Here is a 13,975-nt window from a genome sequence, read left to right as displayed (position 1 = left end):
AATTGTTATAACTTTTGGTTACCGACAGCTCTGTCGGTTTATATATTGTTTGTTAAGTTGCTTCTTAATTCTAAACTTAGACTTAATTTAAATTTGGAAAAACTGTTCCGCGTTATTGGCTAACAATTTTTGTTTATCTTCATCAACTAATGACGGTGCGGTTTTGATTAACTGACCCATCTGTTGTTCGCCCAATGGAAACGGATAGTCGGTACCAAACATCAAACGATCTGTGCCCATTTTTTTAACCAGTAACTCTAAAGAGTCATGATCAAAAACTGCGGTATCAAGGAAGAAACGATCAAGATAATGACTTGGTGGTAATTGCGATTTACCGCGAGCGATATCCCGATGATGCCAAGCATTATCTAAACGACCCAACAAGAATGCGAACGAGCCGCCGCCGTGGGCAAAGCAGATTTTTAACTTATCGCTAACGCGATCAAAGCCGCCACCAAGGATCATAGAGACGATGGATAATTGAGTTTCTGCTGGCATACCAACAGTCCAACCCATCATATAGTCTTTGGTGCGTTCGCTTGCCATCATGTCCCATGGGTGAACAAATACTGAGATATCTTCATTAGCGCAGTGTTGTAAAAAGGTAATTACGCCTTCATCATCCATGTTTTTAAGGCCAACGTGATTACCGATCTGTACACCGCAATGGCCAATCCCTTTGGCGCGACTAACTTCTTTACACGCCGCATCGATATCTTGTAATGGTACTTGTGACATCGCAAATAAACGATTATTACCACGACTACATATTTCCATCGCTGCATCGTTAAAGATTTGCGCACAATAGAGTGCTTGATCTACTGGCTTTTCGTAGGCAAACAAGATTGGTGTTGCAGAAATGATTTGTTTATCCACACCGTCACGATCCATTTCTTCAAGACGAACAGCAGGCTCCCAACAGGCAGAATAAATTGGTCTAAATTCTTTGTCGCCTTTCATCAACATGGCTTTGTTATCCTCAGTATGACGTAACCAAGGCCAATCGTTACCACCAAATTTTGCTTGTAGATCATCCCATGTTTTTGGGAAAAAATGAGAGTGTATATCGACAACGCGCATCTTATTTATCTCCATCTCGTGGTGGGATTGTCACCCAACCTTGTGGTGGTTCTTTACCAGGGTGTAAGTCACCACAAGCAGGGCAGGTACGAGCCTGCTCATCGGCGTAAAAAGCGTTATAGACTTTTGGTAAATCTTCAACGATTGACTTTAATATGACTTCGCTACGATGCACTAAGGCGTCACAGCTAAAGCAATACCATTCAAAAGCGTCTTTTAAGCCGTCAGGTCGCTTTGGTTCAATGACTAAACCAATGCTGCCTTCTTGTGGGCGTTGCGGAGAATGACGCACATGTTTTGGTAAGAAAAAGATATCGCCTTCACGGATAAATACATCTTTGCATTTACCGTCTTCTATTACTTTTAATACCATGTCGCCCTTTAATTGATAGAAAAACTCTTCCACCGGGTCATCGTGAAAATCAGTGCGCTGATTAGGTCCGCCAACGATAGTTACCATCATGTCGGTGTCATGCCAGATCTGCACGTTACCAACAGGTGGCTTAAGCAAATGTTTATGCTCTTCTATCCATTGATGGAAATTAAATGCTGTTAATGATGACATCTTACTCACCTTTATTTAGCTGTTGCACAAGTGGTTTGTAAGCCACTGCTTTACATTCGATTAAGAGGTGAGGGTGAGGTAATTGGTGCACAGCTACGGTTGTACGAGTCGGACCATCGAAATCAAAAAACTCAGCATACACTTCGTTGTAGCCGCCAAAGTCGTTCATATTTACTAAGAACGTGCTTATTTCTACCAAATCTGACAAATCGGCGCCTACCGATTGTAAAATATCTCTAATATTTTCAATAACCGCAGTTGTCTGTGCTTTGATATCTAGATTGGTAGTACCCATTTCATCAACGTTTACCCCGGCAAAACTATTGTCGGGTAATCTAGAGCTAGTACCAGAGATATAAATAAAATCTCCTGCACGTTTTACATGAGGGAATTTTCCGCGAGGTGTTGCTTTGCCACTTACTACTTTTGCTTGTGTTGTCATAATTAGTGCTCGTCAATCTTGATACAAATATTGGTAGGTTCACTATAAAACCCTAAAGAATGTTTACCGCCTTCACGGCCAACCCCAGATAATTTAACGCCGCCAAAAGGTGTACGTAAGTCACGTAAAAACCATGTGTTAACCCAAACCAAGCCGACATCTATTTTTGCTGATACTCGATGTGCTCGAGAAATATTCTCAGTCCATACTGAGGCAGCAAGACCATATTCTGTGTCGTTAGCTCGTTTGATCACTTCGTTTTCATCATCAAATGCCGAGATATGGCATATCGGCCCAAATATCTCTTCTTGATTAGTGCGAGCATGATCATCTAAACCAGTAATTACCGTTGGCTCAATAAAATAACCATGCTGTCGTTGATCTGAAAATTTTGGCGTGCCACCACCGGTGACAAAGTTGGCGCCTTCTTCTCGGGCCAATTCATAATAAGACAACACTTTTTGTTGATGCGCCTTAGAAACTAAAGGCCCCATAAAAACGTCTTCTTCAAGTGGGTAACCAATTTTAATATTTTCTGCTTGTGCTTTTAAGCCTTCGACAAACTCAACAAAGATACTGCGATGGACATAAACCTTTTCAGTACACAGGCACACTTGACCGCAATTAGTGAAACTTGAACGCGCAACACCGGCTATTGCTTTATCTAAATCAGCATCTTCAAATACAATGGCAGAGTTTTTTCCGCCTAATTCAAACGACACAGGTTTAACGGTATCACTTGCCGATTTCATAATTTGCTTACCTGTGCTTGATGCACCAGTAAACGTTATCGCATTAATACCAGAGTGTGATGTTAGGTGATCGCCTACATTAGAGCCTCTGCCAAGAATAAGATTGAAGGCACCGTTTGGGATACCTACTTCATCCATAACTTCGGCAAGTAAAAATGCGGTTGAAGAGGTTTCTTCTGAAGGCTTTAAGATGACACTATTACCACATGCCATGGCTGGCGCAATTTTCCATGTTGCTAATAACAAGGGTAAATTCCAAGGAGATATTACTGCGACCACACCAAGTGGTTTATTGACGGAATAGTTTATCGCCTTTTCACCATTTGCAAGCTCGGTAATAAAGGTTTCCCCGCTGTCAAATTTTACCATGTCTGCAAAGGTTCTAAAGTTAGCTGTGCCACGAGGAATATCGATGGTCTGTACTTGAAACAGTGACTTACCGGTATCGGCGATTTCAGCGTCGATGAATTCCTGTTCTCTTTCAGCCATACGATCAGCGACTTTATGCAGTAGAGCACAGCGGTCATTTACCGGCATTTGTCCCCATGCATTCTCTTGCGCGTGCTTAGCACTTGCGACTGCGGCATCGATAATATCTTTATCAGCTTCGGCAATCTTGCTAATGACTTCGCCATTAACAGGATTGATATTATTAAAGTAATGTCTGCTGTCGATGAATTTACCGTTAACGTACGATTTTAAAATTTTATTTTTCGGCATTTAACTGTCCAATCTTGATTTGGTTGCAGCCAACATGTGGTTGCCAATAGAATAATTCGAGCAAGTGCACTTAAATAAAAGCACTTTAAATTAGTTATCCATTAACTTTAGCCTGTTTTAATCAATAACTATAATTTTAAAATATTGAGATTTTGATAGATAAATTGAATGTATTGCATTCAATTTATCTATGGTTAGCGAAAATTAAATCAATTTATCGACCAGCAAATTAATGGTTATCATAATAATTCGCCCATTAGTCTGGAAACTATAGAGATGTTGTATCGCGACCTTGAACTAGAAAATTTAGAAAGAGAGTATTCTCCTAGTAGTTGTATTGAAGATATCAATATATTCATCAAAGAATATATAGAGCGCAGTAAAGACGCGTTAATTTGGGCGCAGCAACTTGGCAAGGTCGAAACCAATATTAGCTACGGCAATAATGTCGATGAACAATTAGATTTATTTTTACCAACTCAAGGTAATAGTCGCAAGTTACAGGTCTATATTCACGGCGGGTATTGGCAAGAACTTAGCAAGAATGAGTCATCTTTTGCGGCAAATAATTTCCAGCAACATGGTTGTTATTATGCAGTACTAAATTATTCTCTAGCGCCAAATGCTACGATGACAGAAATCGTTGCTCAAAACTGTAAGGCTATCGCTTGGTTATATAACAATGCCGAGCGATTTGGCTTTGATAAAAACGAAATTTATATTTCGGGCAGTTCAGCTGGAGCACATTTGGCCCTTATGGTTACGCAAATGTCTGGCCAGTATATTCAAGGAGTATGTGCAGTCAGCGGCATATACGATATTCGTCCGATTGCACTGACTTATATCAATGAACCATTACAGTTGACGGATAATGAAATTGAACAATATAGTCCTTTGTTTTGTTCAAAACAGTTATCAATGCCGATGATATATGCCGTTGGTGAAAATGAAACCAATGAATTTAAGCGACAAAGCCAAGAGATGGCAGATAAACACAACTCGTATAGTCAGGTAATTAAAAGTCGTAATCATTTTGATGTAATACTGGACTTGGCGGACGAAAAAAGCTGGCTTTGTAAGCAGGTGTTTGAACAAATGGGGTTGGCATAGATAAGAGTTGTATAGGCAATACATAACTCTTATTTTACTTAAGCCCATTTAGCTTATTTTACGTTTATTTTACCAGGTCTTTAGCAATCAGCTTTAATTGTTCACTTAAAAATAGGGCTGGCTCTTCAATTTTAGCCAGCTTTGAAAACACTAAGTGCCAATAAACTTTTAATCCCTTATCGCCAAGTTTTGCGGTTTTAATATTATGAGTAGTTAAATAAGGAGCCACTAACTGCTGAGACATAATAGACAATCCTAAATTGACATTGATCAGCTCAATGATTGCCTCATTAAAACCCACTTGCGTTACTTTTCTTGGAATGATGTTTTTCGGTTTAAAAAATAATTCATATTCTCTATCTTTTTCAGGAACCGTCGAATGGGTTATATAACTCTGATGAGTGAAATCTTCCGCATTTAATGCTTCTTGGTTAGCCAATTCATGTTCTTTGGACAAACAAGCAACAAGCTCGTCTTCTTGAATAAACACTGAATGATAACCTTTGTCGTCGATATCCAGCTTCTTGTTTGCTGATGAAATCATCGCAATATCAATATCACCGTTATAAAGCGAGTTTAATGGTTGATTTAAAGAATTAGAGGTAATTTCTAGCTCAATATTTGGCATTTGTTGTTGAAATGCTTTTACCGTATGCGGCAACCACTTAAACGACGAGTAGTGCGGCAAACCAACTCTCACTACCTGCTCAACCCCATCGGATAAACGCGCGATATCATGTTCAGCGCGAGCGAGCTCTTCTAATATCTTATTGGCTGAATGCAATAGTCGCTTGCCTGCGGACGAAATGATAAGTTTGCGACCGCGACGAACAAAAAGTTCGGTATTTAGGCGGCGCTCAGCTTCACGAATGCGGTTGGTCAAGGCCGGCTGCGTGATAAACAAGGTTTCAGCAGCCTCTTTTACCGTTTCTGAATTAGCAATGGTACTGATCATTTTCAGATGGCTAACGTTTAACTGGCTCTTTGAGATATCCATATATATTCTTACTTAATGTTATTTAGCTATTAAACTTATTGTTATAGTGAAAGTTGTTATATACAAAACTTGAATCATTTTGCTAAGTTTAATCAATTATTGTTATTCAATTTTATCAAGTAAAGTATCTATCGCAACATTTTTGTCCTAGGAACCTCAAATTATGAACGATCGTCGAATTGCTGAGCTTGCTCAAGAGCTGTTTAATGCGATGCAAACACGCTCTACTGTTTCACCAATAACAGAACGTGAACAAGACTTTTCAATTGAAGATGCATATAAAGTGTCTTTAGCATTTTTACAAAAGCGTCTCGACACCGGTGAACGAGTCGTTGGTAAAAAGATTGGCTTAACCAGCAAAGTCGTACAGGACATGCTTGGTGTGCATCAACCAGATTTTGGTTTTTTGACTGAGTCGATGATGTATCAATCAGGCGATGAAATTCCTTTTGACAAAGAATTGATTCAAGCAAAATCGGAAGGTGAAATCGCCTTTATTTTGGACAAAGACTTAAATGGACCTGGTGTTACTGCAGCCGATGTTTTAGCTGCATCAGCGGCAGTTGCGCCTTGCTTTGAAATTGTTGATTCGCGTATTAGCGATTGGAAAATTAAGATTCAAGATACCGTTGCAGACAATGCTTCTTGCGGTATTTTTGTCATTGGCGACAAAGTGTCGCCAGACAATATTGATTTTGAAAATTGTAAAATGACTATCAAAAATAGAGGTGAAGTCATTGCTGAAGGTGTTGGCTCAGCTGCACTTGGTTCACCATTAAATTGTGTCGCTTGGCTAGCGAATACGTTGGGTGAGTATGGCATATCGCTTAATAAAGGCGACATCATTTTATCAGGCTCACTGGCGGCCATGATCCCATGTCAAAACGATGATGATATGGTTATGGAAATCGACGGTATTGGCCGAGCAAGTTATAAATTTATTGCTGACTAAATTAGAGAATAACAATGACGATAAACAATAAAGTGAACGTCGCTTTAATTGGTTCGGGTAACATAGGTACCGATCTAATGATTAAGGCATTGCGCAGCGAAATGATTAATCCTCTATGGATGGTCGGTATTGATGCTGACTCTGATGGATTGAAGAAAGCGCAAGCGGCTGGATTAAAGACCACCCATGAAGGTGTTGATGGTCTATTGGAGCACATTGAAGCGGACAACATTCAAATTGCCTTTGATGCTACTAGTGCTTATGTACACGGCGAAAATAATGCAAAACTGCAAGCAAAAGGGGTCAAGGTAATAGATTTAACTCCGGCGGCAATCGGGCCTTATTGTGTTCCCCCTGTTAATTTGGCTGAACACGTAGACGCCAACGCTAATAATGTAAATATGGTGACTTGTGGCGGTCAGGCAACGATCCCTATCGTTCATGCTATTTCAAAAGTGCAAGAGGTCGATTATGGTGAAATAGTCGCGACTATAGCGTCAAAATCAGCAGGTCCAGGTACTCGCAAAAATATTGATGAATTTACTCGCACCACAGCCGGCGCCATTGAAAAAGTCGGTGGTGCAAAACGAGGCAAGGCGATTATCGTGATGAACCCAGCGGAGCCGCCATTATTAATGCGTGATACCGTGCATTGTTTAACGGTCGATACGCCAGATCAAAAAGCCATTACCGAGTCAGTATTAGCAATGATCGCCGAAGTGCAAAAATATGTACCAGGCTATCAGTTAAAAAATGGTCCTGTATTTGATGGTAATAGAGTGTCGGTATTTTTAGAAGTTAAAGGCTTAGGTGACTACTTACCAACCTATGCCGGTAACCTTGACATAATGACAGCTGCAGCGCTTAAAACGGGTGAAATGATTGCTACTCACCTTCGCCAAAAAGGGGAATAACATGGATCTTAATGGCAAAAAAATTATTTTACATGATATGTGTTTGCGCGATGGTATGCATGCTAAACGACATCAAATTAGTTTAGATGAAATGGTATCTTTATCGACAGCGTTAGATGATGCAGGCGTGCCTCTAATTGAAGTTACCCATGGTGACGGGCTAGGTGGTGCTTCACTAAACTATGGTTTTCCTGCACATAGTGACGAAGAGTATTTATCTGCCGTCGTACCATTAATGAAGAATGCTAAGATCTCAGCACTATTGTTGCCGGGTATTGGTACCGTTGATCATCTTCGTATGGCTCATGAACATGGTGTTAGTACTATTCGTGTCGCGGCTCAATGTACTGAAGCTGATGTAACCGAGCAGCATATCGCATTATCTCGAAATTTAGGTTTAGATACTGTTGGCTTTTTAATGATGGCTCACATGTTAGAACCGAAACAGTTACTAGAGCAGGCCAAGTTAATGGAGAGTTATGGTGCTAATTGTATCTATTGCACTGACTCTTCAGGCTATATGTTGCAAGACGACGTTTACCAACGAATTAGTGTATTAAGAGAGGGGTTAAAGCCGGAAACTGAGATTGGTTTTCATGGCCACCACAATCTTGCTTTAGGGGTTTCAAATTCGTTATCAGCGGTTGAAGCTGGAGCGAATCGAATCGATGGTTCTGCTGCTGGCCTTGGCGCTGGCGCTGGCAATACACCCTTGGAAGTATTTAATGCGGTAGCAACTCGAATGGGCGCACATACCGGTGTCGATGTTTTCAAATTAATGGCTGCGGCTGAAGAAATTGTGGTTCCTATGATGGAGCAACCAATTCGTGTAGATCGTGATTCATTGGTGCTAGGTTATGCAGGCGTATATTCATCGTTCTTATTACACGCTAAACGAGCTGGCGTAAAATATGGTGTACCATCGGAGCAAATATTGATGGAACTTGGCCGCATGAAAACGGTTGGTGGACAAGAAGATATGATTGAAGACGTGGCGATCAATTTAAGTAAGCTTAAGTGATCGTTAACAAGTTCTAATGAGCTTTGGATTAGTACTAATTTACTTAAAAACGCTAAATGTCACTGCATTTAGCGTTTTCGTTTATCGCTATGATTTTGTATTAAATTGGCTTAGCTTTTAGTAATACCAGTCTTGATGATCATGAATTTGCGGGTCATCAATAATATCTTCAATTCCTGCTTCCATCGGGTGATTATCATTCACACCATTTAAATACACCACTTGTGAGGCACCATCAATCATGCTCACAACGCCACTACCTTTATGAGTTGAGCAAATCATACCCACTCTAATTTTATCGAGATCCATAGAGTCCCCTAGCTTTTATAACTGCTTTTGTACAAATATTGGACAGAAAGATTGGGAATTAGTTCAGTGTAAAGATTTGCAAGCTTAGCAGTGATAGCTAGTTCGTATAGCTAAGATGTAGGTTAGGGCGTAAAACTAAGGCCTAAAACACATGATTTAGATGCACCGGTAACTTCTGGTAAGTTACCAGGGTGTTTGTTGACATATGCAAAGGCTAACCAGGCAAACACAAGAGCTTCTAAGCTCTCATTATCGACGCCGTATTTATCGGTAAAATCAATATCGTGGCCGTCACATAGTTGGCTAATGAGTTGCACCAAATGTGAGTTGTTTGCGCCGCCGCCACACAATATTATGACTGAATTTTTGCTGAGTTGCTGGACGGTATTTGCAATGCTATGGGCAGTTAACGCCAATAAGGTTGCTTGCACATCCTCAGCTGTCATTGCCTTATTTTCGATATGTCGTTGTAACCATTGCATATGAAAATATTCGCGACCGGTACTTTTTGGAAATGATTTTGAAAAATAGTCATCACTGAGCAACTCAGTTAAAAGCGTATGATTAACCGTGCCCGTTTTAGCCCAATCACCATTTAAATCGATACCTTGGTTGTCCGCTGGGTGGTTTAGCCTATACCAATCGTCTAAGAGGGCATTTCCTGGGCCGGTGTCAAAACCAACTACTTTATTATTTTCATCCGTGGGTAAATAAGTGATGTTGGCGATACCACCGATATTAATGACACAAACATCTCGTTTATGTTGACTAAAAATGGCCTGATGGTAGGCCGGTACTAACGGTGCACCTTGACCACCAAGGGCAATATCTTTATCTCTAAACTTACCAATTACTCGTATGCCAGTTAAACAGGCCAGTGTTTGTGAGCAACCAATTTGCAGCGTGAAAGCGTAATTTCCATTAGGACGATGCCTAATGGTTTGGCCGTGATTACCAATGGCGGTAATATCATCTTTAGTTAATGATTGCTCAGTAAGAAATTGCGAAATGGCGTTGGCAAAAAACATTGCTAGCGCTTTATCGAGTTGGCCGCTTCGGTCTATTTCCTCGCTGCCACTGACATACAAGGAGGTGATCATTTGCTTCAATGAATCGGGGTAGGGCAAATAAAAACTGGCGACTAGTTTGTGCGGCAGGTGATCAAAATCAACAAGCGCGAGGTCGACACCATCGGCGCTTGTTCCTGACATTAAGCCTATAAATAGATTATTCTGCACTCTCGCTCGTTACAACATCTGTTGCTGATTGAAGCGCTAATTTAGAACCCTCTAACTCTTTTAAAATCTTACGAGCTAACGTAGTAAATTCGGCTTTGTATTTCTTATTGATCGGTTCTGCATCAGGCAGTTTTACCGTACGAGGGTTGCGATGCACACCATTAAGCAAGAACTCGTAATGTAAATGCGGTGCTTGTGAAAGTCCGGTTGAACCGACATAACCGATAATTTGTCCCTGCTTAACTCGTTGGCCTTTTTTAACAGCGCGTTTAGAGAAGTGCAGATACTTAGTGACGATATTGTTGGCATGTTGAATAAATACATAGTTGCCATTGTATTTGTTGTAGGTAGCAGCAATCACTCGACCTTTACCGGCGGCTTTTACTGGTGTACCTGTTGGCGCTCTATAATCAACACCATTATGAGCTTTATAGCGTTTTAATATTGGATGATAACGCTTAGGTTTAAAGCTTGAACTGATATACTGGAAACTTACTGGCGCACGTAAAAATGATTTACGCATACTATCGCCGTTTTCAGCGTAATATTCACCATCTTTAAATCGAACTGCTTTAAATTCGTCATCTTGATTGATAAATTCAGCGGCTAATATATTGCCATGACCAACAAATTCACCGTCTATATATTGGTTTTCATACATCACTGAAAAACTATCACCTTCACGAATATCTAAGGCAAAATCAATATCCCAACCGAAGATGTTAGCAAGGTTCATAATTTGAGTGTTGCTCATCCCTGCATCTAAAGCTGCGCTCCAAAAGTTACTGGTGATGGTTGCTTGCGCGTAGCTAACACGAGTCTCAATGTCTTTTTGCTCGATGCTGCTGACATAGGTATCATTCTCACGGTTTATCGCAAGGGTATCTGTTACAGTGAATTGGTATTTCAACTGAGTTAGCTTACCGTCGTCGTCGGTTGCCAATTTAATTTCATCGCCAACTTTTAACAGGCGCAGCTTTTTACCGTGTTCGGAATTATCAATCGCATGGGTTGTACTTGCCGATTGACCAAAGCGTTTTAAGATTTTACCTAAAGATTCACCGCTTTTTACCGTGGCAGTTTGCCATTCAGTTTTGCGTTGCGTTTCGGCTGCAACCTTGATCAGCTCTTCTTGAGTTTCTTCGGGAATTTCTAACTTGTAAGTTTTACCAACTTTAATGTTTGAATTTGTTGTTGAACCTTGATTATTGGTGTCTTCTGCGGGAAAAAGGACTAAGATCAACAAAATCAGGCTAAAACCTGCGATCATTAATTGGTGCTTTCTAGGAAGCTCAAGGAATAAATTTTTTAATTTAATCAATGTGTTACTGCTAATTACTAAAACTTTTCTATATTGTCTGACCCCAACTATATCAAATAATTCAAAAAACTCACAACTATAGGGTTTCCAGATAGGTCATATTTGCAGTAAAATCGGCAGATTGTGATATATAAATAGTCAATTTAAGGCAAAATAGATGAGTGCTATCGAACAAGCGTTTAATGAAATAAAACGCGGCGCAGAAGAAATCTTATTAGAAGATGAACTTCTGGAAAAATTAAAAAAGGGCAAACCACTTAAAATTAAGGCGGGTTTTGATCCAACAGCACCTGATTTGCACCTTGGTCATACGGTACTTATTAATAAATTACGTCAGTTTCAACAATTAGGCCATGAAGTTATTTTCCTAATTGGTGATTTTACTGGCATGATTGGTGACCCAACAGGCAAAAACGTTACCCGTAAGCCATTAACTCAAGAAGACGTTCTAGCAAACGCCGAAACCTACAAAGAGCAAGTATTTAAGATTCTTGACCCTGCTAAGACTCGTGTTGAATTTAACTCTACTTGGATGGAGAAATTAGGTTCTGCTGGCATGTTAAAGTTGGCTTCACGTCAAACTGTGGCAAGAATGATGGAACGTGACGACTTCAAGAAGCGTTACAAAGAAGGTCAGGCAATCGCTATTCATGAATTTATGTACCCGTTAGTACAAGGTTGGGACTCAGTTGCTCTTGAGTCTGACGTTGAATTAGGCGGTACCGATCAAAAGTTCAATTTATTGATGGGGCGCGAATTACAAAAGTCTGAAGGCCAACGTCCTCAAACGGTATTAATGATGCCGCTTCTTGAAGGTCTTGATGGCGTTCAAAAGATGTCTAAGTCGTTAGGTAACTATATTGGTATTACTGACTCTCCAACAGATATGTTCGGTAAAATCATGTCAATTTCTGACGTGCTTATGTGGCGCTATTACGATTTATTAAGTTTTAAACCGCTTGAAGAAATTGAAGCGTTCAAAACAAAAATCGAACAAGGCATGAATCCTCGTGATGTAAAAATTGAATTAGCCAAAGAAATTATTGCAAGATTCCATGACCAAGCTTCAGCTGATGCTGCTCATCAAGAATTTATTAATCGATTCCAAAAGGGCGCTATGCCAGATGAAATTGATGAGAAAACGGTAACAACTGACGGCGGCGAAATGGGCATTGCTAATGTCTTAAAAGAAGCAGGTCTTGTTGCTAGTACTTCTGAAGCGATGCGCATGATCAAACAAGGTGCGGTTAAGATTGACGGTGAAAAGGTGAGTGATAATAAACTTGCCTGTGTTGCTGGTTCTGTTGCTGTATATCAAGTTGGTAAGCGAAAATTTGCAAAAGTCACATTGGCTTAATGCGAATTAAAACGAAAAGCCCGTTAATTCGGGCTTTTTAATGTCTAAAATTTATTGCTGCTCTTCTCAAGCGAATATCTTATTAACACTAATTAAATGATTTCTAAGTTAGTTTGTACCATTTTAACCTTAGATAACGTAAAGTAATTATATTGAGTTATTAACTAATAATAAGAAAACATGAAAATAAAAAATATTGGACTCATTATTGTTGCCGCCATCATGCTTGCTTCTTGCGCAAAATCGGCTGACATCACCCAGAAGCAAGGCTACGATTTTTCCAACATTCAAAGTTATAGTTTGTTTCCTCGAGAATCTAATTTTGTTGATATTCAAGCGTTAACCGACGTGCAAAGAAATGGTATTGAATTAACCATTGAAAAAGCAATGGAAGAAGCCGGCTATGAGTATAAAGATTGGTCTGAAAGCGACATGATTATCAGTTACTTTTGGGTACGTCGCAGCCTATCGAGTTTGCACAAATACAACAAGGCTGTAGGCGCTTGTTTAGCGTGCACTAAAAACGAACAAAGTGAATTAAATAAAGATATCAAAACCAATAACTTAATTATCGATGTTTTAGAGAGCGATCGAAAGCGTACGGTTTATCGAGGTGTTTTTCCTGTGGATATTGAAGCAGAAAACACTAGTGATGAGAACCTACAAGAAATTATAACAGCGGTAGATAATATTTTACTGACATTTCCTAAAAGACAAAACTAAATTGGTTTTGCTATAATGCCAACCCGGTATGTACAGTGCTGCCGTTAACAGTGTAACTAGAGAAAATTAATGACATTTCCAAACGATGAAAATGGTTCAGTATTGAGAGAGATGGAAGATGCTGGCATAGATCTTAGTAAACCATTATTGGTTGAATTCTTTCAGCTGTTTGAGCAAGAAGATAATGCCAAAGCAATGGCTGAATATATGCAAACCGAGGAATCGGGCTTTACCGTTAATTTTCACCCAGATAAAACTCCGAACGTTTGGGACGTAGATTGCACAGTTGAAATGCTACCAAGCTATGACAACATTGTTGCCATGGAAGAGAAGTTTGAAAAGCTTGCGCGAAAATTTGATGGTTATAACGATGGCTGGGGTATTCAAGTCGACTAAAGTCAAAGTATTATCGCTTAGATAAATATTGATACGAAAACGGCAGCTAATTTAGCTGCCGTTTTTATTGTTGTAAGG

Annotated in this window: 15 protein-coding genes; 7 read left to right on the top strand and 8 right to left on the bottom strand. The window is 39.8% G+C overall.

Annotated features, from left to right (window positions below):
• Positions 1 to 87: 87 nt before the first annotated feature.
• The 4 genes from LT090_RS14180 to LT090_RS14165 are packed head-to-tail and all read right to left on the bottom strand — an operon-like array spanning position 88 to position 3,559.
• On the bottom strand, positions 88 to 1,080 hold the full coding sequence (locus LT090_RS14180; protein WP_068545827.1) for an amidohydrolase family protein: 993 nt from the start codon (positions 1,078 to 1,080) through the stop codon (positions 88 to 90).
• 1 nt (position 1,081) lies between these two features.
• Positions 1,082 to 1,645: a 3-hydroxyanthranilate 3,4-dioxygenase gene (locus LT090_RS14175; RefSeq protein ID WP_068545828.1), complete on the bottom strand. Its 564-nt coding sequence runs from the start codon at positions 1,643 to 1,645 to the stop codon at positions 1,082 to 1,084.
• Between the two features lies 1 nt (position 1,646).
• A complete protein-coding gene (locus tag LT090_RS14170) occupies positions 1,647 to 2,087 on the bottom strand; it encodes a RidA family protein (protein ID WP_068545829.1) in 441 nt (146 codons plus the stop codon).
• Between the two features lie 2 nt (positions 2,088 to 2,089).
• A complete protein-coding gene (locus LT090_RS14165; RefSeq protein WP_068545830.1) occupies positions 2,090 to 3,559 on the bottom strand; it encodes a 2-hydroxymuconic semialdehyde dehydrogenase in 1,470 nt (489 codons plus the stop codon).
• Between the two features lie 276 nt (positions 3,560 to 3,835).
• On the opposite strand from LT090_RS14165, the gene LT090_RS14160 reads away from it, so the two are divergent.
• Positions 3,836 to 4,669, top strand: a complete 834-nt coding sequence (locus LT090_RS14160) for an alpha/beta hydrolase (RefSeq protein ID WP_068545831.1) — start codon at positions 3,836 to 3,838, stop codon at positions 4,667 to 4,669.
• Between the two features lie 64 nt (positions 4,670 to 4,733).
• On the opposite strand, the gene LT090_RS14155 is transcribed toward LT090_RS14160, so the two are convergent.
• Positions 4,734 to 5,666: a LysR family transcriptional regulator gene (locus tag LT090_RS14155; protein ID WP_068545832.1), complete on the bottom strand. Its 933-nt coding sequence runs from the start codon at positions 5,664 to 5,666 to the stop codon at positions 4,734 to 4,736.
• Positions 5,667 to 5,829: 163 nt separating this feature from the next.
• Between LT090_RS14155 and LT090_RS14150 the strand changes: the two genes are divergently transcribed.
• The 3 genes from LT090_RS14150 to dmpG are packed head-to-tail and all read left to right on the top strand — an operon-like array spanning position 5,830 to position 8,553.
• A complete protein-coding gene (locus LT090_RS14150; protein ID WP_068545833.1) occupies positions 5,830 to 6,618 on the top strand; it encodes a fumarylacetoacetate hydrolase family protein in 789 nt (262 codons plus the stop codon).
• A gap of 20 nt (positions 6,619 to 6,638) precedes the next feature.
• Positions 6,639 to 7,532: an acetaldehyde dehydrogenase (acetylating) gene (locus tag LT090_RS14145; protein ID WP_068545993.1), complete on the top strand. Its 894-nt coding sequence runs from the start codon at positions 6,639 to 6,641 to the stop codon at positions 7,530 to 7,532.
• Between the two features lies 1 nt (position 7,533).
• Positions 7,534 to 8,553 (top strand): 4-hydroxy-2-oxovalerate aldolase, encoded by a 1,020-nt coding sequence (dmpG, locus tag LT090_RS14140; protein ID WP_068545834.1) that lies wholly within the window; start codon positions 7,534 to 7,536, stop codon positions 8,551 to 8,553.
• Between the two features lie 117 nt (positions 8,554 to 8,670).
• On the opposite strand, the gene LT090_RS14135 is transcribed toward dmpG, so the two are convergent.
• The 3 genes from LT090_RS14135 to LT090_RS14125 all read right to left on the bottom strand — a co-directional run bounded on the left by LT090_RS14135 (position 8,671) and on the right by LT090_RS14125 (position 11,421).
• Positions 8,671 to 8,862: a hypothetical protein gene (locus LT090_RS14135; RefSeq protein WP_068545835.1), complete on the bottom strand. Its 192-nt coding sequence runs from the start codon at positions 8,860 to 8,862 to the stop codon at positions 8,671 to 8,673.
• 122 nt (positions 8,863 to 8,984) lie between these two features.
• A complete protein-coding gene (locus LT090_RS14130) occupies positions 8,985 to 10,100 on the bottom strand; it encodes an anhydro-N-acetylmuramic acid kinase (protein WP_226996487.1) in 1,116 nt (371 codons plus the stop codon).
• Positions 10,090 to 11,421, bottom strand: coding sequence for a peptidoglycan DD-metalloendopeptidase family protein (locus LT090_RS14125; protein WP_226996486.1), 1,332 nt, complete (start codon positions 11,419 to 11,421; stop codon positions 10,090 to 10,092). Before LT090_RS14125 ends, LT090_RS14130 begins: the two co-directional genes overlap by 11 nt.
• 157 nt (positions 11,422 to 11,578) lie before the next feature.
• Between LT090_RS14125 and tyrS the strand changes: the two genes are divergently transcribed.
• The 3 genes from tyrS (at position 11,579) to LT090_RS14110 (ending at position 13,897) form a co-directional block, all read left to right on the top strand.
• On the top strand, positions 11,579 to 12,778 hold the full coding sequence (tyrS, locus tag LT090_RS14120) for a tyrosine--tRNA ligase (RefSeq protein ID WP_068545837.1): 1,200 nt from the start codon (positions 11,579 to 11,581) through the stop codon (positions 12,776 to 12,778).
• 180 nt (positions 12,779 to 12,958) lie between these two features.
• Positions 12,959 to 13,501 carry a DUF4136 domain-containing protein gene (locus LT090_RS14115; RefSeq protein ID WP_068545838.1) on the top strand — a complete coding sequence of 181 codons (543 nt, stop codon included), beginning with the start codon at positions 12,959 to 12,961 and terminating at the stop codon, positions 13,499 to 13,501.
• A 69-nt stretch (positions 13,502 to 13,570) separates the two neighbouring features.
• Entirely contained in the window at positions 13,571 to 13,897 is a 327-nt protein-coding gene (locus tag LT090_RS14110; protein ID WP_068545839.1) for a ribonuclease E inhibitor RraB, read from the top strand.
• Positions 13,898 to 13,975: the final 78 nt, after the last annotated feature.

The organism is Thalassotalea crassostreae (genome assembly GCF_001831495.1).
Lineage (GTDB): Bacteria > Pseudomonadota > Gammaproteobacteria > Enterobacterales > Alteromonadaceae > Thalassotalea_A > Thalassotalea_A crassostreae.
This window is presented reverse-complemented; position numbering and strand designations above follow the sequence as displayed.